At 40.5% G+C, this 22,990-nt stretch carries 18 protein-coding genes and 1 tRNA gene; 5 read left to right on the top strand and 14 right to left on the bottom strand.

The features are described 5' to 3' along the window. Window positions 1-2 precede the first annotated feature (2 nt). Complete coding sequence (locus LU635_RS09380) at window positions 3-560, top strand: C40 family peptidase (RefSeq protein ID WP_240098480.1); 558 nt, start codon at window positions 3-5, stop codon at window positions 558-560. A 130-nt stretch (window positions 561-690) separates the two neighbouring features. Next, on the top strand, window positions 691-2,619 hold the full coding sequence (locus LU635_RS09385) for a ComEC/Rec2 family competence protein (protein WP_255749793.1): 1,929 nt from the start codon (window positions 691-693) through the stop codon (window positions 2,617-2,619). A 3-nt stretch (window positions 2,620-2,622) separates the two neighbouring features. On the opposite strand, the gene LU635_RS09390 is transcribed toward LU635_RS09385, so the two are convergent. From LU635_RS09390 to LU635_RS09405, 4 genes are read right to left on the bottom strand one after another with little or no spacing between them, the layout of a single operon-like run. Further along, a complete protein-coding gene (locus tag LU635_RS09390; RefSeq protein WP_240098484.1) occupies window positions 2,623-3,162 on the bottom strand; it encodes a thioredoxin family protein in 540 nt (179 codons plus the stop codon). A 42-nt stretch (window positions 3,163-3,204) separates the two neighbouring features. Then, a complete protein-coding gene (locus LU635_RS09395; RefSeq protein WP_240098486.1) occupies window positions 3,205-4,794 on the bottom strand; it encodes a peptide MFS transporter in 1,590 nt (529 codons plus the stop codon). Between the two features lie 18 nt (window positions 4,795-4,812). Next, window positions 4,813-6,381 (bottom strand): peptide MFS transporter, encoded by a 1,569-nt coding sequence (locus tag LU635_RS09400; RefSeq protein WP_240098488.1) that lies wholly within the window; start codon window positions 6,379-6,381, stop codon window positions 4,813-4,815. Window positions 6,382-6,399: 18 nt separating this feature from the next. Continuing rightward, entirely contained in the window at window positions 6,400-8,613 is a 2,214-nt protein-coding gene (locus tag LU635_RS09405) for a S9 family peptidase (RefSeq protein WP_240098490.1), read from the bottom strand. 182 nt (window positions 8,614-8,795) lie between these two features. Here LU635_RS09405 and LU635_RS09410 point away from each other — a divergent pair, with 182 nt between their 5' ends. Beyond that, window positions 8,796-10,112 carry a hydroxymethylglutaryl-CoA reductase, degradative gene (locus LU635_RS09410; protein WP_240098492.1) on the top strand — a complete coding sequence of 439 codons (1,317 nt, stop codon included), beginning with the start codon at window positions 8,796-8,798 and terminating at the stop codon, window positions 10,110-10,112. Further along, window positions 10,112-11,047: a GYDIA family GHMP kinase gene (locus tag LU635_RS09415; RefSeq protein ID WP_240098494.1), complete on the top strand. Its 936-nt coding sequence runs from the start codon at window positions 10,112-10,114 to the stop codon at window positions 11,045-11,047. The genes LU635_RS09410 and LU635_RS09415 overlap by 1 nt, the downstream gene beginning before the upstream one ends. Before the next feature lie 125 nt (window positions 11,048-11,172). Here LU635_RS09415 and LU635_RS09420 read toward each other — a convergent pair whose 3' ends face one another. From LU635_RS09420 to LU635_RS09450, 7 genes are all read right to left on the bottom strand, one after another. Next, the gene (locus tag LU635_RS09420; RefSeq protein WP_240098496.1) at window positions 11,173-13,293 is read right to left on the bottom strand and encodes a peptidylprolyl isomerase; all 2,121 of its coding nucleotides are present in this window, start codon (window positions 13,291-13,293) and stop codon (window positions 11,173-11,175) included. Between the two features lie 94 nt (window positions 13,294-13,387). Beyond that, window positions 13,388-14,674, bottom strand: coding sequence for a hemolysin family protein (locus LU635_RS09425; RefSeq protein ID WP_240098498.1), 1,287 nt, complete (start codon window positions 14,672-14,674; stop codon window positions 13,388-13,390). Between the two features lie 4 nt (window positions 14,675-14,678). Next, window positions 14,679-14,870, bottom strand: coding sequence for a hypothetical protein (locus LU635_RS09430; RefSeq protein WP_131397409.1), 192 nt, complete (start codon window positions 14,868-14,870; stop codon window positions 14,679-14,681). Further along, window positions 14,863-15,432, bottom strand: coding sequence for an LPS export ABC transporter periplasmic protein LptC (gene lptC / locus LU635_RS09435; RefSeq protein ID WP_240098500.1), 570 nt, complete (start codon window positions 15,430-15,432; stop codon window positions 14,863-14,865). Before lptC ends, LU635_RS09430 begins: the two co-directional genes overlap by 8 nt. A gap of 1 nt (window position 15,433) precedes the next feature. Next, entirely contained in the window at window positions 15,434-16,807 is a 1,374-nt protein-coding gene (locus LU635_RS09440) for a hypothetical protein (RefSeq protein ID WP_240098502.1), read from the bottom strand. 19 nt (window positions 16,808-16,826) lie between these two features. Continuing rightward, on the bottom strand, window positions 16,827-18,083 hold the full coding sequence (gene bamG, locus LU635_RS09445; RefSeq protein WP_240098504.1) for a BamG family beta-barrel-assembly machinery protein: 1,257 nt from the start codon (window positions 18,081-18,083) through the stop codon (window positions 16,827-16,829). After that, complete coding sequence (locus LU635_RS09450; RefSeq protein ID WP_240098506.1) at window positions 18,080-18,811, bottom strand: type III pantothenate kinase; 732 nt, start codon at window positions 18,809-18,811, stop codon at window positions 18,080-18,082. Before LU635_RS09450 ends, bamG begins: the two co-directional genes overlap by 4 nt. 103 nt (window positions 18,812-18,914) lie before the next feature. On the opposite strand from LU635_RS09450, the gene LU635_RS09455 reads away from it, so the two are divergent. Continuing rightward, window positions 18,915-18,987: transfer RNA gene (locus LU635_RS09455), tRNA-Phe, on the top strand. Between the two features lie 154 nt (window positions 18,988-19,141). Here LU635_RS09455 and LU635_RS09460 read toward each other — a convergent pair. The 3 genes from LU635_RS09460 to LU635_RS09470 all read right to left on the bottom strand — a co-directional run bounded on the left by LU635_RS09460 (window position 19,142) and on the right by LU635_RS09470 (window position 22,962). Further along, window positions 19,142-20,128 (bottom strand): type I phosphomannose isomerase catalytic subunit, encoded by a 987-nt coding sequence (locus LU635_RS09460; protein WP_240098508.1) that lies wholly within the window; start codon window positions 20,126-20,128, stop codon window positions 19,142-19,144. Between the two features lie 65 nt (window positions 20,129-20,193). Then, the gene (locus LU635_RS09465; protein WP_240098510.1) at window positions 20,194-21,522 is read right to left on the bottom strand and encodes a sugar porter family MFS transporter; all 1,329 of its coding nucleotides are present in this window, start codon (window positions 21,520-21,522) and stop codon (window positions 20,194-20,196) included. Window positions 21,523-21,831: 309 nt separating this feature from the next. Beyond that, window positions 21,832-22,962: a glycoside hydrolase family 130 protein gene (locus tag LU635_RS09470; RefSeq protein WP_240098512.1), complete on the bottom strand. Its 1,131-nt coding sequence runs from the start codon at window positions 22,960-22,962 to the stop codon at window positions 21,832-21,834. Window positions 22,963-22,990: the final 28 nt, after the last annotated feature.

Consider the following 22,990-nt stretch of genomic DNA (forward strand, 5'->3'; position numbering starts at 1 on the left):
TCATGAGAAAACTAAAAAGATCTTTCTTAATGACCGGTCTTTTTTTTCTGACGGTTATTTTACTTTCCTCATGTGGTTCCTCCCGGCCCCGCGTGATCACCACAAAAAAAGAAGAAAATAGAACGGAAAAGATCACACAGGTATATGACCGAAATCCCTCTGCCGAACCTGAAAATGACAGAGCTTACAAGGTTATTAAAACCGCTAAAAAGTTTGAAGGCACTCGCTATAAATTTGGAGGCACCGATAAAAAAGGAATGGATTGTTCCGGACTCATCTACACCTCTTTTCAGGAAGAGGGCATCTCCCTTCCACGAACATCCCGCGCCATGTCTCTTGAAGGAAAACGCCTGTACCTTAAGGAAGTTAGCGTTGGGGATCTACTATTCTTTGAGACCAATAAGAACCGGAAGGTCATCAACCATGTTGGCCTGGTGGTAGAAGTGAATGATGATGGGATCTATTTCATACATTCCTCAACTTCTCGAGGGGTTATTATCTCTTCTCTTTCAGAGACTTACTGGTATAATAATTTTGTGATGGCGCGAAGAGTGATCTGAAAATTTCATATCTTCTGAATGTAAAAAACATTCGTTGAAGAACTTTCAGTTTATCTTCCTTCGACTCTCATTATACCTTATTGCAGGTATACTTTGTGCTTTTTATTTTTCTTTTAGCCGGCAATTCATTTTGTTATTCGGTTCAGCCACAATGTTATTTTTTCTCATTGCCTATCTGAATGCCACCAGACAGCTCTTTCCCAGTCCATGGATGGGAGTTGCTACTTTTTTTCTCATCTTTTCCATCGGACTTTTCTCAACCTATTATTCGATTCCGGAAAATCAGGCGAATCATTATCTTCAAAAGGATTCAGGTACTGAAAAGATATTCTTTGCAAAGGCGATAATTACTGAAGAATTAAAACCCACTCAATTTTCAGAAAGGTATTTACTGAAGGTGGAAGAACTTATTTCAGAAACCGAAATTCATTCTTCCAGAGGTAAATTATTACTGAATGTAAATAGTGATTCCATAAATCTTCAACCCGGAAATAAAATCTTAATTCCCTGGACTCCACAAGAAATAAAACCTCCTTTGAATCCTTTTCAGTTCAACTATAAGGACTATATGAAGAGGCTGGGAGTAGAAAGACAGGTCAGTATTTCAGGTGAACAGCTGGAAGTGACTGGACAGGAGGAAAATTTTATTGTATTAGCCTGGACCTTAAGAGAGAAATTGATATCCAACCTTAGAAATTATGATTTCGGCAAGGAGGAACTGGCAGTGTTTCAGGCTTTGATCCTTGGTCAGCGCAGGGATATCGATGATCAGCTTTATAAAAATTATGCTGCTGCCGGGGCGATCCATATTCTTGCGATCTCCGGTCTGCATATTGGTATTTTAATGCTACTGTTGAATTTTCTTCTAAAACCCGTGGAAAAGCTCAAATATGGCAAATACCTTAAACCCGGGCTTGTAATAATTTTACTCTGGGGCTTTGCGATCCTAAGCGGCTTAAGTCCGTCGGTGGTGCGTGCAGTTTGTATGTTTTCCTTTATCGCCATAGGACTTCAGCTTAAAAGGAAAACCAGCACACTAAACAGCCTGTTCCTATCACTATTCTTCCTTTTGCTTATCAATCCCTTTTATTTATTCCAGGTGGGATTTCAAATGAGTTACCTGGCCGTGTTCAGCATCATTGTTTTTCAACCTTATATAAATAGATTATTCAGCCCAAAAATCAGGATTATTGATTATTTCTGGAAAATAATTTCGGTGAGTCTGGCTGCTCAGATCGGGGTACTGCCCTTAAGCCTTTACTATTTCCATCAGTTCCCGGGTCTCTTCCTAGTTAGCAGTCTGGTAGTGCTACCACTTCTTGGCTTTATACTGGCCCTGGGGATACTGGTTATATTACTGGCGTTTATGAATATCCTGCCACAAATCCTGGCAGATCTTCTGGGAATGGTAATAACCTTCCTTAATACTTTCATCGGGAAGATCGCGAAGTTTGATGTCTTTGTGTTTAGTGATATCGATTTCAGCCTGTTACAGAGTATGGCAGTCTATCTGATCCTATTAGGGATTTTGCTCGTTATTGCAAAGCCAAACTTCAAAAGGCTTTGCTTTCTTCTGATAAGTATAATGGGTTTCCAGTTGGCAAGTTTTTATAATAAGATTAATAATCCGGCGGACGAGATAGTTGTTTTTCATAGAACTCGGGAGAGCGTAATAGGAAAAAAACAGAAATATGATCTTACAATATTTGCAGAAAATAAAGATCAATTGAGCTTTCTAAAAGCATATTTAAGAGAGCGACAGATAGAAAATTTCAGCCTCCAACAGCTTCCCGATATACTTTCGGTTTCAGACCAAATTTGTTTAGTGATCGACACTACTGCCAGCTATAACCTCAAAGAATTTCAGCCTGAATTTATTATTTTGAGGAACTCACCAAGACTGAATATGGAAAGACTCATAAATCAGCTGCAGCCCCGGCAGATAATCGCTGACGGAAGTAATCATCCTTCTTTTGTAAACCAGTGGAGGAATACCTGCAGACTAAAAAAAATCCCTTTCCACTATACTGGTGAAAAGGGAGCATATATCTTTCCTTAAGAATTAACTCGAAAAGGTACTCTCAAATTCTTCCTGGTATTTTTTCCATTCCTCATCGGTTTTCACCTGCTTGTAATCATCGGTGGCAAAAACCTTCAGGAAAATCTCAAGTTGCTGAGGAGTAAGATATCCTTTTAAAGGACTTAGAAACTCACCTTTCTCATCAAAGAATACCATAGTTGGATAAGCACTCACCCCCATTGCAAGAGCAAAATGGTGCACACTGTTCCGACCTTTCTTTTCGGGGTTGTAATCGGGGTTCTTAAAGACCTTGTCTTTATAATTTATCACCTCATTCCCTTCAGCGTTGAACTTTACAGCATAGTAATGTTCATTGATATATTCGGCTACATCTTTATTGCCAAAGGTGTTCTTATCAAGCATTTTGCAGGGACCACACCAGGTGGTATAGGCATCTACAAATATTTTTTTAGGCTGCTTCTTCTGAGCTTCCAGCGCCTCATTCATACTCATCCATTCGATCTCCTGAGCGTTGACAACAACGCCAGCAATCAAAAATAGAAAAAGGAATAATCTCTTCATAAATTCAATTTTCAGGTAAACAAACAAAAAGCGTTCCTAAATTTAATGAATTCCATTCATCCATTTACGCAATAAAGGCACAAGAAGTAACAAAATTAATGCAGCCGCACCAACCACGCCTACACCCCAGATAAGATAGGTTTCAGAATAAATACCCAGAGTCATTTCAGCCGGAGTATCATCAGTCACCGCCTCACTGGTTGTTAAGGTTCCTATAAGACCTGCCATTTTATTAGCAAGTGCGATAGATAAGAACCAAGCTCCCATAACGAATCCCACAACTTTGGCTGGAGACAGTTTTGTTACCATTGATAGTCCAATAGGCGACAATGAAAGTTCTCCGGTAGTATGCAGCAAATACATCAGCGCCAGGAATACGATTGGTACAAGGCCATCTCCTCCTGCGAAGAATTTTGCACCTATCACGATCACTGCAAAACCTAATGCTAACTGGACAAGACCAAGCACGAACTTCATTGGGGTACTGGGTTCTTTTCCCGTTTTACTGAGTTTCAGCCAGATCCATGAGAATAATGGCGCCAATAACATAATGTAAAGTGGATTCAGACTCTGAAAGATAGAAGCGGGTATCTCAGTTCCACCTACTAATCTGTCAACATTTTTATCGGTAAAAATGGTAAGACTACCCCCGGCCTGCTCAAATAGTGCCCAGAAAACAGCATGAAAAAAGAATAACACTACCACAACCAGCAATCGCTGGCCTTCTACCCTATTTTTAGCAGTTAATGCCTGGTAAAGCAAATAACCAACAATTAAGAGAGAAATAACGATCAGTGCGCCAGACATGAACTCATCAAGGTCCAGCATAAATGCACACACAGGAATTGCCAGTAATGAGATGATATATACTCCTATATCAGGTTTCATACCCAGGAATTTTCTTTCACCACTTTGCACTTCTTCCGGTGACATACCTTTTCCTTCAAAATCACGGCTGGATTTTGTGAAAATATAAAAAACGATAAGTCCCAGTAACATTCCTATTCCTGCAAGCCCGAAACCATAATGCCAGTTTATCTGCTGGCCCACATACCCACAGGTGAGAGTAGAAAGGAATGCGCCGATATTCACACCCATATAGAAAATGGAAAAAGCACCATCTTTTCTGGCGTCATTCGGGTCATAAAATGTTCCCAGGAAAGAACTTATATTAGGCTTAAAGAAACCATTCCCTACAATGATAAGGGCAAGAGCTGCAAAAAAGAAAGGCATATTCCCTTCAAGATTCTCAAAGCCCTGCAGGGCCAGGGTAAAATGCCCCAAAGCCATTAAAAGACCTCCCCAGAGAATGGTCTTTTTAAATCCTAGTAACTGATCGGCTACCAGGCCTCCTAGAACAGGAAACAGATACACCATAGCAGTATAGGATCCGTAAATTCCGTATGCCTGGGTTTCAGCCACATTCTGAGCAAGATCAATGAATAAAACTTTCGTCATGTACAGGACAAGTAATGCCCGCATTCCGTAGTAAGAGAAACGTTCCCACATTTCAGCAAAAAACAGAACAAACAATGCTTTTGGATGGGTGTCCTTATTTGTATAGATGATAAACGGAACCCAGATGAGCACGAAAACCCATCCTATAATCATGATCCATAAAGTAATATCCATGATGAAAATATTTGGTTACTAATTCACTTCCGTATCTGCAAGCTCATATTGTTCCTGTTCCAGCATTTCCCTTTCGTTATCCTCGGCACCATGAGTCAATCGTTTCAATGGTTTCAGCATAATAAGCACTAATGTAGCGAAACATACCGTAAAAATTGTTATTCCGGAGAATATGGCTATATCACCAGCTTCAGAAGCAAACTCCCCTACCACACCTGCAACCTTATTTCCTAAACCTGTAGCTGCAAAATAAACACCCATCATTAGGGAAGCATATCTTACCGGTGCAAGTTTAGTAATGAAAGATAGCGCTACCGGCGAAGAACAAAGTTCTCCAATGGTATGGAAAAGATAAGCCAGAACTAACCAGTACATCGCAGAAGCTCCATTAGACTCGAATTGTAAAGCTGCAAAGACCATAAATACAAATCCCAGACCCATAATTATAACACCGGTTGCCATCTTGAAAATAGAAGAAGCCTCCTTGTTCTTCAGTTTTCTGCGTGCCCAGAAATTGGCCACGACAAGTCCGAAAATAATTATGAACATGGCGTTAAGTGACTGGAACCAGGACGCCGGAACTTCGTTTCCTATAAGTGGAAGACTAAAAGGAAGGGATCTGTTCGTATTATCAAGTGCATAGATATTCATCAATCCACCGGCCTGCTCAAAGGCGCCCCAAAATACGATCACCAGTATAAAAGACAATAGCATTACTACATATCTGTCTTTCATTACCTTGGTGGTAAGATCTTTATAAACCATCATCATCATTGAGATCACAACTGTAAGGAAGATGAACAGCAATCCGTAAGCAATTCCCATTACGTACATCCCGTAAAGCGAGGCAGCAAGTAAAAAAAGCGAGATAACCAGTTGCAGAGGTGATTTTAAAAGATCCTGAAAAAGCTTTCCTAAAGAAGCTCCTTCGTCCCTCTCGGTTTTAGAAAGCAGGTTCCCAACATTCACCAGGTGTTTCTGACCAAAAAGATAAACTATGAGACCTAAAGCCATCGCAATACCAGCCAGTCCGAAACCATAATGCCATCCAATATTCTCCCCCACATAACCCACGATCAAACTGGAAAGGAATGCTCCAAGGTTAATCCCTATGTAGAAGATTGTAAATCCTTTATCCCTTCTAATATCGCCTTCTTTATAAAGACCTCCCACCATAGTGGAAATATTGGGTTTAAGGAATCCAACCCCGATAATAATAAGCGTTAAACCGGTATAAAAGGCCCACATCTGTTCAACGGCAAGTATCCCATGACCGGCTACCAGCACTATTCCACCAATTAGCACTGCCCGTTTCTGCCCAAAAACCTTATCTGCAAGTATACCTCCGGGAATGGATGCGACATAAACCAACATGGTATACCATCCATACAGGGCAAGAGCCTCAGCCTGCGTCCATCCCAATCCGGCATTCCCTTCTGTAGTGGCACTTACAAGATATAATACCAGAATTGCACGCATCCCATAATAGGAAAAGCGTTCCCACATCTCGGTAAAAAATAAAATATAAAGCCCTAAAGGATGCCCAAAAAGCTCTTTCTGTTTAACTCTTACGTCTCTCGTTGCCATTTATAGTTATGTATTTAATTAAAGTTTTTCAAGTATAAAATCTGTCATCATATTATACAGGTGCAGCCTTGTATTGCCCCCGTAGATCCCATGATTCCTGTCAGGATAAATAGCCCAGTCGAATTGTTTATTAGCCTGAACCAGCTCTTCCACCATTCTCATGGTATTCTGAAGATGTACATTATCATCTCCTCCACCATGAATAATGAGATAATCGCCCTTTAGCTTTTCAACGTGATTCAGAGGAGAGTTCTCATCGTACCCTGAAGGATTCTCCTGAGGAGTCCTCATATATCTTTCAGTATAAACAGTGTCGTAAAATCTCCAGCTTGTAACAGGAGCAACTGCAATAGCCAGTGAGAAAGTATCATTCCCCTTCAGGATCGCGTTGGAAGACATAAAGCCACCATAGCTCCAGCCCCATATCCCAATCCTGTCTTTATCTATATAACTTCTTTCACCTAGTTTTTGAGCGGCAGATATCTGATCTTCCACTTCATATTTTCCAAGTTCCTGGTAGGTCACTTTCTTGAAATCGGCTCCTTTAAAACCGGTCCCCCTGCCGTCCACACAAGCAATGATATAACCTTTATTCGCTAAAAGCTGATACCAGTAATCGTTGGTTCCGAAATAAGAATTGGAAACAGATTGTGAACCAGGTCCCGAATATTGATACATTAAAAGCGGATATTTCTTATTCTCATCAAAATCTGAAGGTTTAATGATCCACATATTAAGCTCGTTTCCGTTCACATTGATTGTGGAAAGTTCTTTTGGAGAAAAGTCATAGTCCTCAACCTTCTTTAACAAGTTACTGTTATTCAAAATCTCGCGAACCTCCTTACCGTCCCTGGCCCGGCGAAGCGTGTACACATGAGGGGTATTGGTATTGGTAAAGGAATTGATGAAATAAGTATAATCTGCACTGAAATCGGCTGAGTTCATCCCGGCTCCTTTAGTAAGCCTTGTCTTTGACTTTCCATTTGGTTTGATGGAATACACATCGCGATTCACGCTGCCATTTTCTGTGCTTTGATAGTAAATTTTGTTAGCCTCCGGATCATAACCATAATAATTGGTAACCTCCCAATCGCCGCTGGTTATCTGGTTGATCAACTCTCCATCTTCATCATAATGATAAATGTGATTATAGCCGTCCTTTTCGCTGGTCCAGATAAAACTATTATCCTCTAAGAAAGTAAGGTTATCGGTAATATCAACATAGGCCTTATCGGTTTCGTTCATCACCACTTCTGCATCATTATCTTCAGCATCTACAAATATAAGTTCAAGGTTATTCTGATGCCTGTTCAACACCTGAACGCTTAGCAACATAGGATCGGCTGTCCATTTGATTCTGGGGATATAAAAATCTTTCACCACATTCCCAGTCTCGGAACTTTCAGATGCTAAATCAAATTTATCTCCCAGGTCTATCTCTTCTGAAGAATCTGAACCTACATCATACATATGCAAACTCACTTCTGAATTGGACTCCCCGGCTTTTGGATATTTAAAGACATGCTGTCTGGGGTACAGATCCCTGCCGAACATATCCATGGAAAATTCCGGCACTTCTGATTCATCGAATTTCAGATACGCCAGTTTTTCTCCGGTCGGATTCCATGCAAATGCTTTAACGAATGAGAATTCCTCTTCATATACCCAGTCAGTAATACCGTTTATTACACTATTTATCTCACCGTCTGTAGTGATCTGTTTGGCCTGTCCGGAATTCAGGTCGTGGATATAGATATTATTTTCAAAAACATAAGCTACTTTAGATGCATCAGGAGAAAAGGCCGCCTCCTGGATCTTTTTTTCACTAATCTTAGTGAGTTTTTCGGTGTTCACATCATAGACATAATAGATCTCCCTGGAAGACCTCCTGTAGATAGGTTCAACTTCAGTAGAAAGCAATATCTTTTCTTCGTTTGAACTGAATTTGAATGCCTGAAAAGAATTGATCCCATCAAGATCGGCACTATTCACAAGGGTCCTGGTCTTCTCCCCTGTTTTATAGCTGTATACATCTATACGGGTATTTCCGGTTGTTCTATCCCGGTCAAGGACCACATATTCCTCGCCATTATTTAAAGATTGAAGAGATTGAAGTCGTTCTTCACTAAATGTCCCGCTCCATATTTCCTCGAGACTAACTTCTTTTTTTTGTGCGGTAAGCACAGAAGATGTTGCTAAAATAAAAGCAACCAGTATTTTGGGGAATTTCATAAAAATTCAAGAATATTTAATCAAGGCCAAGTTTAATAAATTTTGACCAAAAAATGAGCATTTTTACAGTTAAATACTAAGGATTTGTTAAAAAAAATTTAGTTTTTAATTTTTCATATAAGCGGTTATATTCTGGTCTAAAAATATGAATTGTATCTTTGGGCTTTTGAAAGACAAAAAGGATGACAAAACCCGTAAACGGATTTTCAAGGCTTACCAAAAATGAAAAAATTGAGTGGCTGGCCGAGCATTATTTGAAGAGTGACCAAACTGCTGTTTCGGTCCTGAAACAATACTGGAATGAAGATGATAAACTGCAGAAACTTCACGATGAGTTCATCGAAAATACGGTAACCAATTTTTACCTTCCTTTGGGACTTGCCCCTAATTTTCTGATAAACGGAAAATATTTCACGCTACCAATGGCTATAGAAGAAAGTTCGGTGGTGGCAGCTGCAAGTAAAGCGGCCAAGTTCTGGAGTGAGAGAGGTGGTTTTAAAGCCAGAGTGATCAATAATAAAAAGATAGGCCAGGTTCATTTCCTCTTTAGAGGAGATCATGAAAAACTAAGGAAGCTCTTTAATGAGATTGAACCGAAACTGTATAAAGCCGTGGAACCTATCACAAGGAACATGGTAAAACGTGGGGGCGGGATCCTGGACATCGACCTTATTGATAAGACTGCAGATCTGGAAAATTACTACCAGCTTTTTGTGAATTTTGATACCCGCGATTCCATGGGCGCAAATTTTATTAATTCCTGCCTGGAAAAATTTGCCGAGGTTTTACAGGAAGAGGCCAAAAAACAAAAAAACTTTACGCCTGAGGAGAAAGACCTGCAGATTATAATGAGCATCCTCTCCAATTTTGTACCAGAATGCAGGGTGAGAGCCGAGGTATCCTGTCCCGTGGATGAACTATGTGAAGATGCCAGCATAAGCGGAAAGGAGTTTGCCGAAAAATTCGTTCAGGCGGTGAAAATTGCCGAAATCGAACCTTATCGGGCCGTAACCCACAACAAAGGAGTTATGAATGGAATTGATGCCGTGGTCCTGGCGACGGGGAACGATTTCCGGGCTGTGGAGGCAGGTGTGCACGCCTATGCCTCGAGAAATGGAAATTACACCAGCCTCACACATGCCAACATTGAGGATGGGGTCTTCAAATTCTGGATGGAAATACCTCTGGCACTGGGTACGGTAGGCGGACTCACAAGTCTGCACCCTCTTGTAAAACTTGCTCTGGACATACTGCAAAGACCTTCCGGAAAGGAACTCATGGAGATCGTGGCCGTGGCCGGACTAGCCCAGAACTTTGCCGCATTGAGATCACTCATAACCACGGGAATACAGCAGGGACACATGAAAATGCACCTCATGAACATTCTAAACCAGCACCAGGCAACGGAAAAAGAAAAAGCAGAAATGATAGAATTCTTTACCCATCACACCATCACCCACAGCAGTGTGATAGAACAACTTGAAAAAATGAGATCCTAATGCAGGTTTTTCAAAGCAATGGAAAAATACTACTAACCGGAGAATACGCGGTACTCGACGGTGCCAAAGCGCTGGCTTTACCAACTACAAAAGGTCAAAGTCTGGAAGTGGCTGAAGCCGGCAAGGATATTATTGACTGGACAAGCCTCGATGAAAACGGAGAGATATGGTTTCAGGCAAAATTCACCATTGACAAAGGCCAGTTTCAACCGTTACTGGACATGGAACAACAGAAGGATCCCGAGCTAAGAAATACCGCTCAAAGACTTCAGCAGATACTCAGCAGTGCCTATAAGACCAATCCATCAAAATTTGCCGATAAGAAGGGCTACGCTATCACTACCCGACTTGATTTCAATCGAAAATGGGGCCTGGGCACTTCTTCAACCTTAATAAACAATCTTGCCCAATGGCTGGAAATAGATGCCTATAAACTTCTCGAAAACAGTTTTGGCGGGAGCGGTTATGATATCGCTGCGGCAAAAAGCGACCTTCCTATAACTTATCAGAAAACATCTCACGGTCCGGCTGTATTTACTTCCGATTTTAACCCTGTGTTTTCAGATCGATTATTCTTTGTATACCTCAACAGGAAACAGAACAGCCGTGAAGCCATAGCTCACTACAGAAATCAGCCTAAGGAAAATATTAAGGAACTTACAGAGAAGATTTCAGGAATCACCGAGCAGGTGATAAAAAGCGAAAGCCTGGAAGAATTTAAAGTAATGCTGAAAGCACATGAAATGCTTATCTCAAAAGTCATCAACCTGCCAAGAATACAATCTGAGCTGTTCCCGGACTACGGCGAATTCATAAAAAGCCTGGGCGGCTGGGGCGGAGATTTTATCCTTGCAACCGGAGGGAAAGAAGAGAAAGATTATTTCAGAAACAAAGGCTACAACATCATATTTGATTATTCTGAACTGGTATTATAGAGAACACTTTAAGCTATAATACAACCCAGGTTAGAAGCTGAAAACTCCAGTTTAAACCCCCAGTTCCTGACGTAAAAAGAAAAGCCCCGCCAAATGGCAGGGCTTTTTTATATTTCGATTAGATCTTAGTAAAATCTAGCTCTGTTATCTTCTATGTCTGCCTTCTTCTTAAGTGCCTCAAAGACTCTCATGGAAGCCTCAGCCCTTCGCGCCATGCTCTCCTGCTGTGCAAATGCTTTGTAGGAATCCATCGCAGGAGCCTCGAACCTGCTAACAAGCTCTACTACATAAACTCCATTTTCACCGGCAATAGGCTCACTTACTTTTCCTGGCTCCATAGCAAATACAGCACCTACAACCTCAGGCTCTGCTCCTGCACCGGCCAGGGTCGGACTGTTTAAGTTAACTGCATTGGCAGTCTGAACGCTTTCTCCGTGATTATTGGCGATCTCCTGAAGTGTGTTTCCTTTTAATCTTTCCTTGATCAACTCCGCTTTTTTCTCTTTTAAAAGAATTGGAGTCACGACAGAAGAGGCTTCTTCAACACTCATAAGTCCTTTATCCTTTTTAGAAGTTAATTGAGCAACGATATATCCGTTATTTGTATCAAACCTTCTAACATCGCCAACCTTTGCCTCATCTTCGAAGGCCCACTGAATCACTCTACGCTGTGGTCCGGCTCCAGGAATATTCTCATCAAGTGCCTTCAGGTCCCTTACAGTCTTAATTTCATAATTGTTCTCTTTAGCAACATCTCCAAAATCATCTTCAGAGGCTGAAATCTCAAATTTCGTAACCTCATTGAAAAGTCGGTTCATAGTGGTCTCTGATGCCTGAATCTCTCTTGCTATGGTAGCAACCTTAACAGCCCTTGCTGCTTCGGTTTGATCATCGATAGAAATTATATGGTAACCAAGAGGGGTTTCCACCACACCTACATCACCTGTTTCATTTTCAAAAACGTAATTCTCAAATTCCGGGATCATCATTCCGGGACCAAAATATCCAAGGTCTCCACCCTGTTCTTTATTTGAAGTATCGGCAGAGTATTCTGAAGCCAGTTCAGCAAACTTGGCTTTATCATTTCTCACCACTCCGGCTATACTATCAGCAAGCTCCTGTGCTTCCTCTTTAGAACGGCTAACGCCCGCTCCAAGCTGAGATCCCTGATAAGTAATAAGGATGTGGCTTGCTTTCACAGAATCCGGGATATTCTTGGTCTCAATAACTTTACTTAATTTCCAGTATCCATCTTCTTCATAAGGACCAAAGGTCTCACCTTCTTCAAGATTGAAGATGGCCTCAGCATTTCTTCCGGTAAATTCATTTCTGAATTTGAATCTGTTCTCGAATGGAAGATCTGAATTATTGCTTACGAAATCTGCATAATCATCAGTACTGTCAAATCCAGGAAGTGTGTCATTTGCTCCTATAGCAGAGTTATATTCCACGCGTTCTTTCCTAAGGTCAATTAAAGACTCCTTTGCTTCAGTCTTATCTTCTTCAGAAGCAGTTTCATCAAAGATCACATATTCGATGTTTCTGGAAGCCTCAGTCTCAAAAGTAGTCGGATGCTCTTCTATATAATTCTTGATCTCAGATTTTGAAACCTCAACCTCACTATCCGGGATCGAAGAATATGGCAGCTGAACGAACTTCATATTGATATTATCGTTCTTCATTCTATAAGCCTGCTCTCCTTCTATCAAAGTAGCACCAACTCCGGCGCTCACCATATTGTAGTAACTGTTCAGCTTGGCAGTTTTTGCAAGATTTGAAGTGAAGTTCTGCCACTGCTCGTAAGCCTGTGGCGAGGTCTCCCTAAGATTGGCCACATATTCTCTCAGCCTGTTCTCATCAAACATTCCCGCTTCATTAGTGAAATTGGGATTTCCGGCCATTTGAGATCGCACCAGGTTGGTAACCTGCCCTTCTCCGGCTCTTATACCTAACTTTTCAATTTCTTCAGTAAGGATCACTTCTCTCAGCTTTTGATCCCATACACGACTTACTGCCTGGGTAGTACTTATATTACGACCCATATTTCTTTCAAATGTCTCCACATCACGAGCGAACTCCTCTCTGCTTATCTCCTTACCATTTACTGTGGCAATTACATTCTGAGAGTTCTGAGAGCTCAGTCCACCATTTCTTATCACATCGGCCAATACGAATGAAAACAATGCCAATGCGATGATAATAATCAAGAAAACAGACCTTTGTCTGATTTTATTTAATACTGCCATTTGAATTTAGAATTTATCAAAATATAGGGGGCGAAAATAAGGTTTTTAGGCTAATAATAAAATTTAAAATTAGCAAATTCTTAACTTTTAAGCTTTAATCTTCAGCTTTGATTTTAAGCTCCACCAATTCGATTTTGGTATTGGAAGTTTCAAGGATTTTTATTTCGAAGTCTTCAATCTTTATCACTTCGCCCTGTTGTGGAATTTCCTCAGTATGATTCACAATAAAACCGCTTAGGGTCTCATAGTTTTCTCCTTCGGGAATCTCTATTCTATAAATTTCATTAAGATAGTCCACTTCCAGTCTCGCCGAAAATTTATAATGATCTTCCCCGATCTTTTCTTCGATAAGCACTGCCGAATCATGCTCATCCTCAATCTCGCCAAACAATTCCTCCACAATATCTTCCACGGTCATCATCCCGCTGGTACCACCATACTCATCGATGACCACAGCAATACTTTTTCGTTTTTTGATAAGGATATTAAGCACGTCCTTGATCCACATGGTCTCCGGCACAAAGATCACCGGGAGCAATATGGATTTTATGGATTTTGGTTTCTTGAAAAGTTCGAATGAATGCACATAACCGATAATATCGTCTATGGTTTCATTATAGACCAGTATCTTGGAAAGTCCGGTTTCGGTGAAAGTCTGAATAAGGTCGCCGGGTGCCTGATTCTGGTCCACGGCAATAATTTCGGTTCGGGGGATCATTACCTCCCTGGCCTTAATATCGGAAAACTGGAGTGCATTCTGAAAAATCTGAATCTCACTATCCACTTCTTCATGCTCTTCCACGGTCTCCATTTGCTCACTGATAAAGTTTCCTAACTCCACTTTACTAAAAGCAAGCTGAACTTCATCTCCTTCGGTCTTAAAGAACCTTTTTAGTATCATATCTGAGATCCAGATAACAAAGGACGACACAAAGCTGAAAAGCAGGTAGAATACATAGGCCGGGATCGCAAAGAATTTAAGCATGGTATTGGCATAGATCTGAAAGAAGACCTTAGGCAGGAATTCTGCAGTTAAAAGAATTACCAGTGTTGAGATTACCGTTTGAGTAAAAAGACTCAGGTCTGAGATCAGATATTTCACGAAACCACTTTGGGTGTCGATACCCGTAAGCCAGGCCATCAACAGGTCTCCCATGAAAAACCCATAGACAACAAGTGCAATATTATTGCCTACCAGCATGGTAGCTATAAACTTAGATGGTTTTCTGGTTAGTTTTTTTAAGACCTTGGCAAGGAAGTCATTTTGCCGTTTCTCAATTTCTATATAGATCTTATTGGAAGAGACGTAAGCGATCTCCATCCCCGAGAAGAATGCCGAAAGGATAAGAGAACAAACAATGATAAGTATATCGACCTCCATTGGGCTACTTGTTACGATCTTCGTATTTACGCCTGAAACGTCTTTTAAAGAAGAACATAAAAACAGCTATACAAACAAAAAACAGGAATAAATAAGCCCTGTTCCTTTCAGTATTCCATATTCTGATCGCCTCAAAAATGAAAAAGGCCGCAAAAAAGAGATAGGCATATTCAAAATACCTGAAAAATTTATTCATCCTTTTTTTCTTCTATTATTTGTATACCGGTATTGGTTCTAGAACGGAAATTACCGAAATTTTGATTAGAATCAAAACCCTGCCCCTGGTTTAAAGCACCATTAGGAAAACGGATGGTATTGGGTTTATCAGTAAAAACCCAGCTCCTGTTCTGGTCCCAGAAGAGCTGGTTCGCCTCAAGCCTTGTGCTGTCGGCAGTTATTATCACCACATTCCCCTGCAGATCGATGAGATTGGTCTTCTCGTACACGATCCCATAATCGGCCTCTACCGTATTTTTACGATCCTGTTCATCAAAGAATTCCACTTCCAAGCCTTCAGGGAATTCACGATAAGGGAAGTTTTTATTACTGTAGTCCAGCATCTTTGGACTGCGCAGAGTTGCAACCAGCCTGCCTGAATCGGTAAATTTCAGATTTATTCCTTCGGCAATAGCTTGTGGTGCATCTTCTTCCAGACTGAAGGCTCTTACTTCCTGCAGGTTACCTTCACATGAAAAAAGCATTGTCACGCCGATAAGCGTGACAATGCCTGAAATTATATTACTATATGTGAGTTTCATCTTATAGGTTCGGGATGCGAACTGTCTCACCTATCCAGCAACTGATCTGAATCGCATCTCCTACATTGTATGAAGATTGGAATACATCAGATTTCTGTGGCGCTCTACCTCTGTAGGCAGCGGCAGCCTGATTCGCATTGCTCGCAATAGAAGGATCTACCCTTGCAGCTCTTGAAGCATAATCAGCAGCCAGCCAGTACACAGATCTCTTAGTGAATGCATCATCCCCACAGTTATTGGCACTTTGAGCATACATACTTGCGATCTGCAGGTAAGCACTACCTAAAGAAGGCTTAGCTGTAAGTGCTTTTCTATAGAAGCTTCTAGCCTGACTAAAACTACCTTTTTCTTTGTAGTTATTAGCAATTCTGTAATAGATCTTCGCCTGATCAGATTTGTTGGTCTCTAGCTCGGCAGCCTCGTTATAATAATCAAGGGCCTTGCTGTATTCTCCTTCAGATTCAGCTAACTGACCAAGAGAGTATGCCGACTTTGCAGAAGGCTCCAGCCTGTGTAGTGCTTCAGAAACCTGAATGAAAAGCGGATCTTCCGTACAGTCTTTAGCAGAAAGTCTAGCGTTAGCATTCTTTAACCAGTTAACATCTGTCTTTTTATCCTCGAAGTCTTTCTTGTAAAGCGGGATAAGGTTATCACAATCTGCTCTCGCACCAAGCTTTGCATTGATCGCTTCTTTTACCTTAGCATAGTTGGAAAGGTTGATCTCAGCATACTTGATCTGCTTTTGCTCTTTAGCCGTAAGGTCTTCACCTTCTTCCTGCTTTTTCAAAAGCGGTGCAAGATTTTCTGCAGCGTCGTTTTCCTCTTCTTCAATCTTGGCAAATACACGATCATAGTTTTCAAATACATCCTGAAGTGTTCTTTCACCTTCATCCTGCATTTCAACCATCAGGTCAAAATATGCATAAAGACCTTTAGGGCTTTTAAAGTTATCTTTATCTACAGTATATACCTTATGAAAAGCCTCATACTGATCTTCCTTATCTCCTATTTTATTATCGAATTTAAGCAAGGCGATATCAGTATAAACTTTACCTTTTTCGGTTTTGTCCGGGTAAAGTTCAAGTCTTTCTTCCCAAACCTCAATTAGTTCCTGTACCAGTTCTTCTTTTTGTTCCCCGGTTGCCTTATTAAGTTTAGACTCAATAGCTCTTTCAAGGTATTGATAGGTCGCAAGGCTGTATTTAGGACACTCTTGCCTTACTTTTAACAAAGCAGGATAAGCAGCGTCGTAATTTTTGGCCTTCGCATCATCATATGCTAAAGCCGCCATTGTAGCACAATCACCCGATTGTGCACTCATAGCCCCAAAACCTAGTAAGGCAACAGTTAATAGTGCTAGAAATCTCTTTTTCATCTTCTTGTTTATTGTGTGGTTAATCAAATTTTCTTTTTGTGAACCATTTATCGTTTAACGACAGTCCAACAGACAATCTTAAAAAATTCTCCTGAATTAAACCAGAATCGGTGGTACCTCTTTGTCCAAGCTCGATTCCAAGGTTTGCATTAGAGAATAAATCCCTGTTGGTGGCCCCTATCGGCAATCCTAATCCAAAAGACATGCCAAACTCTTTAATGGACTCATTATTGATAACAAGACCTGTGGCATCATAGCGGAATCCGGCACGGTAAACAACTCTTTTAAAGTAACTGGTGAAAGAGTTATATTGTGGAATAAAGAATCCGCCTATTGCAAACTGGGAAGCATCTTCAAATTCTCCCCCGTCATTTCTGAACATAAAACTATCTTCATAGGAAGATGATCCAACATTCGAATACTCCGCCCCCAGGAACCATTTATGCTCCCTGCCAATTCCCGCTCCAAAGGTAAGCCTTGAAGGTAAAGTAAAGTCTGTATCTTCCACATCCACTTCCCGGGTATCTACAACCAGCCCTGAAGAACTCACAAAAGCAATGGTTGAAACCTCCCTGAAGTTGTCAGAATTAAGATCTATTGCCGGAGAATAAGTTCCGGAAACATGTAATTTAAGGCCCTCTGAAAGCAATTTCTGATAATTCGCTCCAAAACTAAAGTTGAAACCTTTTATATCAGATCTGTTCACATCACGAGTTCCCAGTTCTATCCCATCCCGTACTACAGTCCTGCGATTCTGAAAATTACCAAAATTATAGTTAGCATCCACTCCGATGCTAAAATTATCGTTAAAAGCATAGCCTGCAGAAAGGAAAACTTTGTTCATCCCTCCCCTTCCGTTAAGACGGCTGGCAGATTCATCTTCAATATCAAGTATCCTGTATCCAACCGAGGTATATGGAATAAGGCCAACGCCTATCCCAAAACCATCCCCAATGGGAATTCCTAAACCAAGATAGTCAATTGAAGTAATCTTAGCATTATCACTTGCTTCAGAAGACTCAAGGCTCACTCTTTCATGACTACCCCCAACCAGATAATTTGTAAGTTTAAGCCTACCATAAGAGGCTGGATTTTGCAAGTTCGCATGGATACTATCATTAAATATGCTAATCCCTCCCATAGATCTGTTTGCAACAGTACCTTTGAAGTTGGTTAGGCCAATACCGTAGTATGAATAGGGCGAAGATACGTTTTCCTGTGCTTCGGCAGTAAAAGCTAAAAATAAAGCTACGATTACTATAAATCGTTTTATCATTGAGTCCTGTTAAATTCTAGAATGAAATTAAGTCCTTCTAACAAAAAATTTGAGTTGGCAAATATGCTATTTTTTAATGGTATAGACAAAATTTGACTATCTCCACCGGTGAAAATTACTGTTAAATCTTCAAATTCAGTATCATAAACATCTATCACCCCCCTTAATTCCATTCTAATTCCATTAATAATTCCGGATAAAATACTGGTTTCGGTAGAGTTACCGATCAGTTCCACATCCTGCTTCGGTTTTACTAACGGCAAATTAGCTGTAAACTTGTGCAGGGATTTAAATCTCATTTCCATTCCCGGGGATATCGCTCCGCCAAGATAAATTTCCCGCTCGGTTTTTATATCGTATGTGATACAAGTGCCCGCATCAATGATAAGCACATTTTTACCAGGGAATGAATTTACTGCTGCTGCTACAAGAGCGATCCTGTCTTTTCCGAGGGTTTCAGGGGTAGCATACTTATTTGTGAACGGAAGTCTTACATTTTGATCAAACTCCAGCAGGGAATATCTTTTTCTCACTTCTGCAATGAGATCAGAATTTTGAGAAGCGACACTTGAAATTACAGAATTGGCTATCTCAGGGAAGTTTTTTCGAATAATTTGAAATTTCTCAGAAAATTCTTTCTTGTTAAAACTCTGTTTATCTAAAAGTCTATCATTTTGAAAAACAGCAGTCTTTACGAGAGTATTTCCTTCATCGATAACTAAATTCATCCAGAATATCTTTAGACCTCAAAAATACGAAAGCATTTTTTTAATATTTCCTTTGTGAGTTCCTAAAAATGAAATTATATTTGCCACCGCTTTCAAAGCAAACGGTACCTTAGCTCAGTTGGTAGAGCAACGGACTGAAAATCCGTGTGTCCCTGGTTCGATTCCTGGAGGTACCACCTTTAAAACCCGCTTCAGATGAAGCGGGTTTTTTTGTTGCCTTTTCTCAGCTCAGGTTTTTCACGGAGTTTCTTACTAAGGTAACCCGACAATAACACCCCTCTTAGTTTCAATAAGAAGAATAGTTCTGCTTTAGGATACACTTCAGATTAACTATGAAATATAAACTTCCAATAATTTTGATAGGTTTCCATCGATGGTTATCGATTTTGAGGTTGCAGGAACCAAAATAGACTCTCCGTATTCAATCAACTCCTCTGCTCCGTCAACATCAATTTTCGCCTTTCCCAAAACGCACATAAAAATCACAAAGGAATCCAGTGAAGAATAATCCTTTACTATCTTTCCCTGTACTTCAATAATATTGGTTGTGAAAAATTGACAGTCTACCAGATTGGTTGACTGATTTTTTATGAGTTTATAATCAACGGAATGATCATCTATAACATTAAAATTCATTGCCTCACCAGCCAGATCTATATGCAGTTCTCTTGAAACCCCATTTTCATCTACCCTATCCCAATCATACACCCTATAAGTTACATCTGAAGTCTGCTGAATTTCCGCTAACATAACACCTTCTCCAATAGCATGAACTTTCCCTGCTTTAATAAAAAAAGTATCTCCCTCATTAACCGGAATGAAATTGAGATGATCGGTTATAGTCCCATTTTTCAGACTCTCGCTATATTCTTCAGAACTGATTTTATTTTTCCATCCAACGTTTATCATGGATCCTTTATCAGCTTGCATAATATACCACATTTCCGTTTTTCCATAGGAATTATGGTTTTTCTTTGCCATTTCATCCCCGGGGTGTACCTGAACAGATAAATTTTTGGAAGCGTCAATATATTTGATCAATAAAGGAAAATTCCCTCCGAATTTATTAACTACAGATTTACCCAGAACTTTATCCTGGAATCGCTCAAGCAATTCATCAAACGGCAAACCCTTATAAACTCCATTCTGCACTTCAGAAACATCGCCTTCTACAGTTGAGATCTCCCAGCTTTCACCGGCACTATCTGTAGCTGATTTCCCTAGGATATTCTTTAATTTGGAACCGCCCCAGATTTTATCTTTTAAAATGGGCTTAAATTTAATGCCGTACGCTATAAAGCCTTTATTCGATTTCATTTTACTCCTTTTTATAATCAATTATTTCAGTTACTGGATAAAAAGTATTCCTGGTAGCAGGTATATTAGCGATCCTTAAAGGATGCTTCTATCTCCTCTAAAGATTTTCCTTTTGTTTCGGGCATCATGAAATGAACAAAAAGCAATTGCAGCCCCATTAGTCCAGCAAAAATGGAAAATAGCATCCATGGTTGCAGCACATCAAGTAAAACTGATCCGAACAGCGTAACAAGAGCAGCAAAAACCCAATGGGTACCACTTCCCCATGCCTGACCATAAGCTCTAACTTTATTCGGGAAAATCTCTGAAATAAACACCCAGATCACAGCGCCCTGACCTATCGCATGGCTTGCAATGAACATGAGGATAAATACTAATTTTGATATCGCAGCCGAATCACTCAGAAATAAGTAGCTCACCATGGTCAGGCTAATTATATAACCAATGGAGCCTATATACATAAGATTCTTTCTTCCTGTGCGGTCAATAAGATAAACCCCTAACAAGGTGAAGACAAGATTAACCAGACCTATAGCAATCGCGCTGAATAGAGAATCTTCCGTACCAAAACCTGCTTTTTCGAGAATCTCAGGCGCATAATACAGTATGAAGTTGATTCCGGAAAGCTGATTGAAAAATGCAATCAGAAATGCCAGGGTTAATGGAAAGCTGTATTTCCTGGAAAATAATTGGGTACTGCTGCCTTTACTACGCTCCTGGTCATTCTTCATATCCTTGAGAGTAATATCCGCAGCTTCCACTGAACTGGTTTTTACCAGAACCTTCAGGGCTTCATCGGCCTTATTCTGATGAAGGTACAACCAACGCGGACTCTTGGGTACGCCCAAAACCAAAATAGTATAAACTAAAGCGGGAATTGCTTCCACTCCCAGCATCCATCGCCAGTCATTATCCCCACCCACACCTTCAAGCAGGTAATTGCTCAGGTATGCTATCAGGATACCAAAAACAATATTAAATTGATAAAGAGAGCCCAGGGTACCACGATTCTTTGGATTAGAGATTTCCGAAATATAGGTAGGTGCTGCAATAGAAGAAATTCCCACACCAAGACCTCCAATAAAACGAAAAAAGGAAAAGCTATAAGGATCTTGAGCGAGTCCCGAACCAATTGCCGAAATAAAATAGAGTATTCCTATACCTATGAGTGTATTTTTTCTTCCAAATTTATCGGTAGGTATTCCCGCTACTAAAGCTCCAATTACGGTGCCCCAAAGTGCCATAGACATAATAAAAGTCCCGTGAAACCAACCTGAGGTATTCCAAAGTTCCTTAATTGGAAGATTCGCACCTGAGATAACCACTGTGTCAAAACCAAAAAGAAATCCGGCCATTGCCACAGTAATGGAATAATATAATAATCGTTTGTTCATTACTTAAAGGCTATTTTTAATTAGAGCTTTAGTGTTGATCCCGGCTAATTCGGTTCCTACTTACTGATCACGCAGGCACATATACCTGGGCAGAACAAGTAAGACTAAAGGATCAAGATGAAAAATGGTACGGGAATGCAAGGTGAAAGACTATCAAAAATGAACTTTTGAAGTTTGTCTCTTTCTATGATATTCCTGAATTCACAGCAAAGAAGAGCCTGTTTAAACCGGAGCAGATTCCAACCTGACAAGGATAGTCAGCAGATGGTCTTCCGGTTTAAACCAGGCTTTCTGAATATTATTGATAGTTTATTCCTTATCCTTAGATTTAACTACTCCCACCATACTATCTGCAGTACCATAATAAAGATACCAGGCATCCTTAAAGTACACCAGACCTTCAATAAATGTAGTCCCATCCTTATACTGACCTGATTTCTCAAAATCTAATTCAGGCTTAATGAATGGTTTATCGGCACGATCCAGGATCTTCCAGGGTTCATTGGCATCATATAAAGCCTGTCCTCCTGTATAAATTCGATTTCCAAGTTCTTCTACTCCAATATTCTTTGAGTTTCCGGCATTGTAAAGCACCACGATCCCGTCTTCGGTGAGAACTGGCGGTGGTCCTGCTTCTACTAACCAGGAATCGAAATAACCCGGACGCGGACTGAGCACCGGAGAGATATTCCCTTCATAATCTTCTATCGGCTCCCAGTTTACAAGATCTGTGGAGCATGCAAGCCAGATATGAGGAACTCCAAAATACATCCAGTATTTCCCATTTATTTTGGCAGCGATTAACTTACCTTCTTCATTAAGTTTACTTACAATAGCACCGGATTTGGTGTGCATATCATTGTACTTCCCGTCTTTGTATTCTTCAAAGGCAGGACCATGTTTTTCCCAGTTCTTCAGATCCTTTGAAGTCGCAACGGCCAGCCGGGGAGTATCCCGGTTCCATTGGGTATAGGTTAGCACATAAGTACCGTCTTCGGTTTCCACGATACGGGGATCTTCAGTTCCTCCGGTCCATTCATATTTTTTCTGATCATCATTATCCGGATAAAAAACAGGCTTTTTCTTTCTGTTATATTTAACCCCATCTTCTGACGTAGCAAGTCCCAGCCTGGAGGTATGAGTTCCTATTCCGTCTTCCCCTACTCTTTCTTCGGCCCTGTAGAAGACATTAATTTTCCCATCCTTAACAACAGCAGCCGGGTTAAAAGTGGCCATTGATTCCCACCTTACTTCCTTACCGCTCATAGGGTCATTGAAAGTAGATAAAGTATCCTTAGAGATAATTGGTTTCCCCTGGGTGAACCTCTGGAAGGGACCTAACATCCAGTCTTTTTCTTTGGTTTCCTGTGCCAGCCCCTGGATTCCACCCATAAAGAGCACGTACAATAAAGTTGCTCCTAAATAGCTTAATTTTTTCATATTATTAATATTATTCATTTTCCGGCCA

It is taken from the genome of Christiangramia crocea (assembly GCF_022410465.1).
GTDB classification, from domain to species: Bacteria; Bacteroidota; Bacteroidia; order Flavobacteriales; family Flavobacteriaceae; genus Christiangramia; species Christiangramia crocea.

Coding starts and splice junctions, on each gene's coding strand:
- LU635_RS09470 (WP_240098512.1), bottom strand. CDS start 22,962: ATGAAAAAATTAAGCTATTTAGGAGCAACTTTATTGTACGTGCTCTTT.
- LU635_RS09430 (WP_131397409.1), bottom strand. CDS start 14,870: ATGAATAAATTTTTCAGGTATTTTGAATATGCCTATCTCTTTTTTGCG.
- LU635_RS09440 (WP_240098502.1), bottom strand. CDS start 16,807: ATGAAAAAGAGATTTCTAGCACTATTAACTGTTGCCTTACTAGGTTTT.
- LU635_RS09460 (WP_240098508.1), bottom strand. CDS start 20,128: ATGAAATCGAATAAAGGCTTTATAGCGTACGGCATTAAATTTAAGCCC.
- LU635_RS09425 (WP_240098498.1), bottom strand. CDS start 14,674: ATGGAGGTCGATATACTTATCATTGTTTGTTCTCTTATCCTTTCGGCA.
- LU635_RS09420 (WP_240098496.1), bottom strand. CDS start 13,293: ATGGCAGTATTAAATAAAATCAGACAAAGGTCTGTTTTCTTGATTATT.
- LU635_RS09395 (WP_240098486.1), bottom strand. CDS start 4,794: ATGGATATTACTTTATGGATCATGATTATAGGATGGGTTTTCGTGCTC.
- LU635_RS09380 (WP_240098480.1), top strand. CDS start 3: ATGAGAAAACTAAAAAGATCTTTCTTAATGACCGGTCTTTTTTTTCTG.
- lptC (WP_240098500.1), bottom strand. CDS start 15,432: ATGAAACTCACATATAGTAATATAATTTCAGGCATTGTCACGCTTATC.
- bamG (WP_240098504.1), bottom strand. CDS start 18,083: ATGATAAAACGATTTATAGTAATCGTAGCTTTATTTTTAGCTTTTACT.
- LU635_RS09390 (WP_240098484.1), bottom strand. CDS start 3,162: ATGAAGAGATTATTCCTTTTTCTATTTTTGATTGCTGGCGTTGTTGTC.
- LU635_RS09405 (WP_240098490.1), bottom strand. CDS start 8,613: ATGAAATTCCCCAAAATACTGGTTGCTTTTATTTTAGCAACATCTTCT.
- LU635_RS09400 (WP_240098488.1), bottom strand. CDS start 6,381: ATGGCAACGAGAGACGTAAGAGTTAAACAGAAAGAGCTTTTTGGGCAT.
- LU635_RS09465 (WP_240098510.1), bottom strand. CDS start 21,522: ATGAACAAACGATTATTATATTATTCCATTACTGTGGCAATGGCCGGA.
- LU635_RS09450 (WP_240098506.1), bottom strand. CDS start 18,811: ATGAATTTAGTTATCGATGAAGGAAATACTCTCGTAAAGACTGCTGTT.
- LU635_RS09410 (WP_240098492.1), top strand. CDS start 8,796: ATGACAAAACCCGTAAACGGATTTTCAAGGCTTACCAAAAATGAAAAA.
- LU635_RS09415 (WP_240098494.1), top strand. CDS start 10,112: ATGCAGGTTTTTCAAAGCAATGGAAAAATACTACTAACCGGAGAATAC.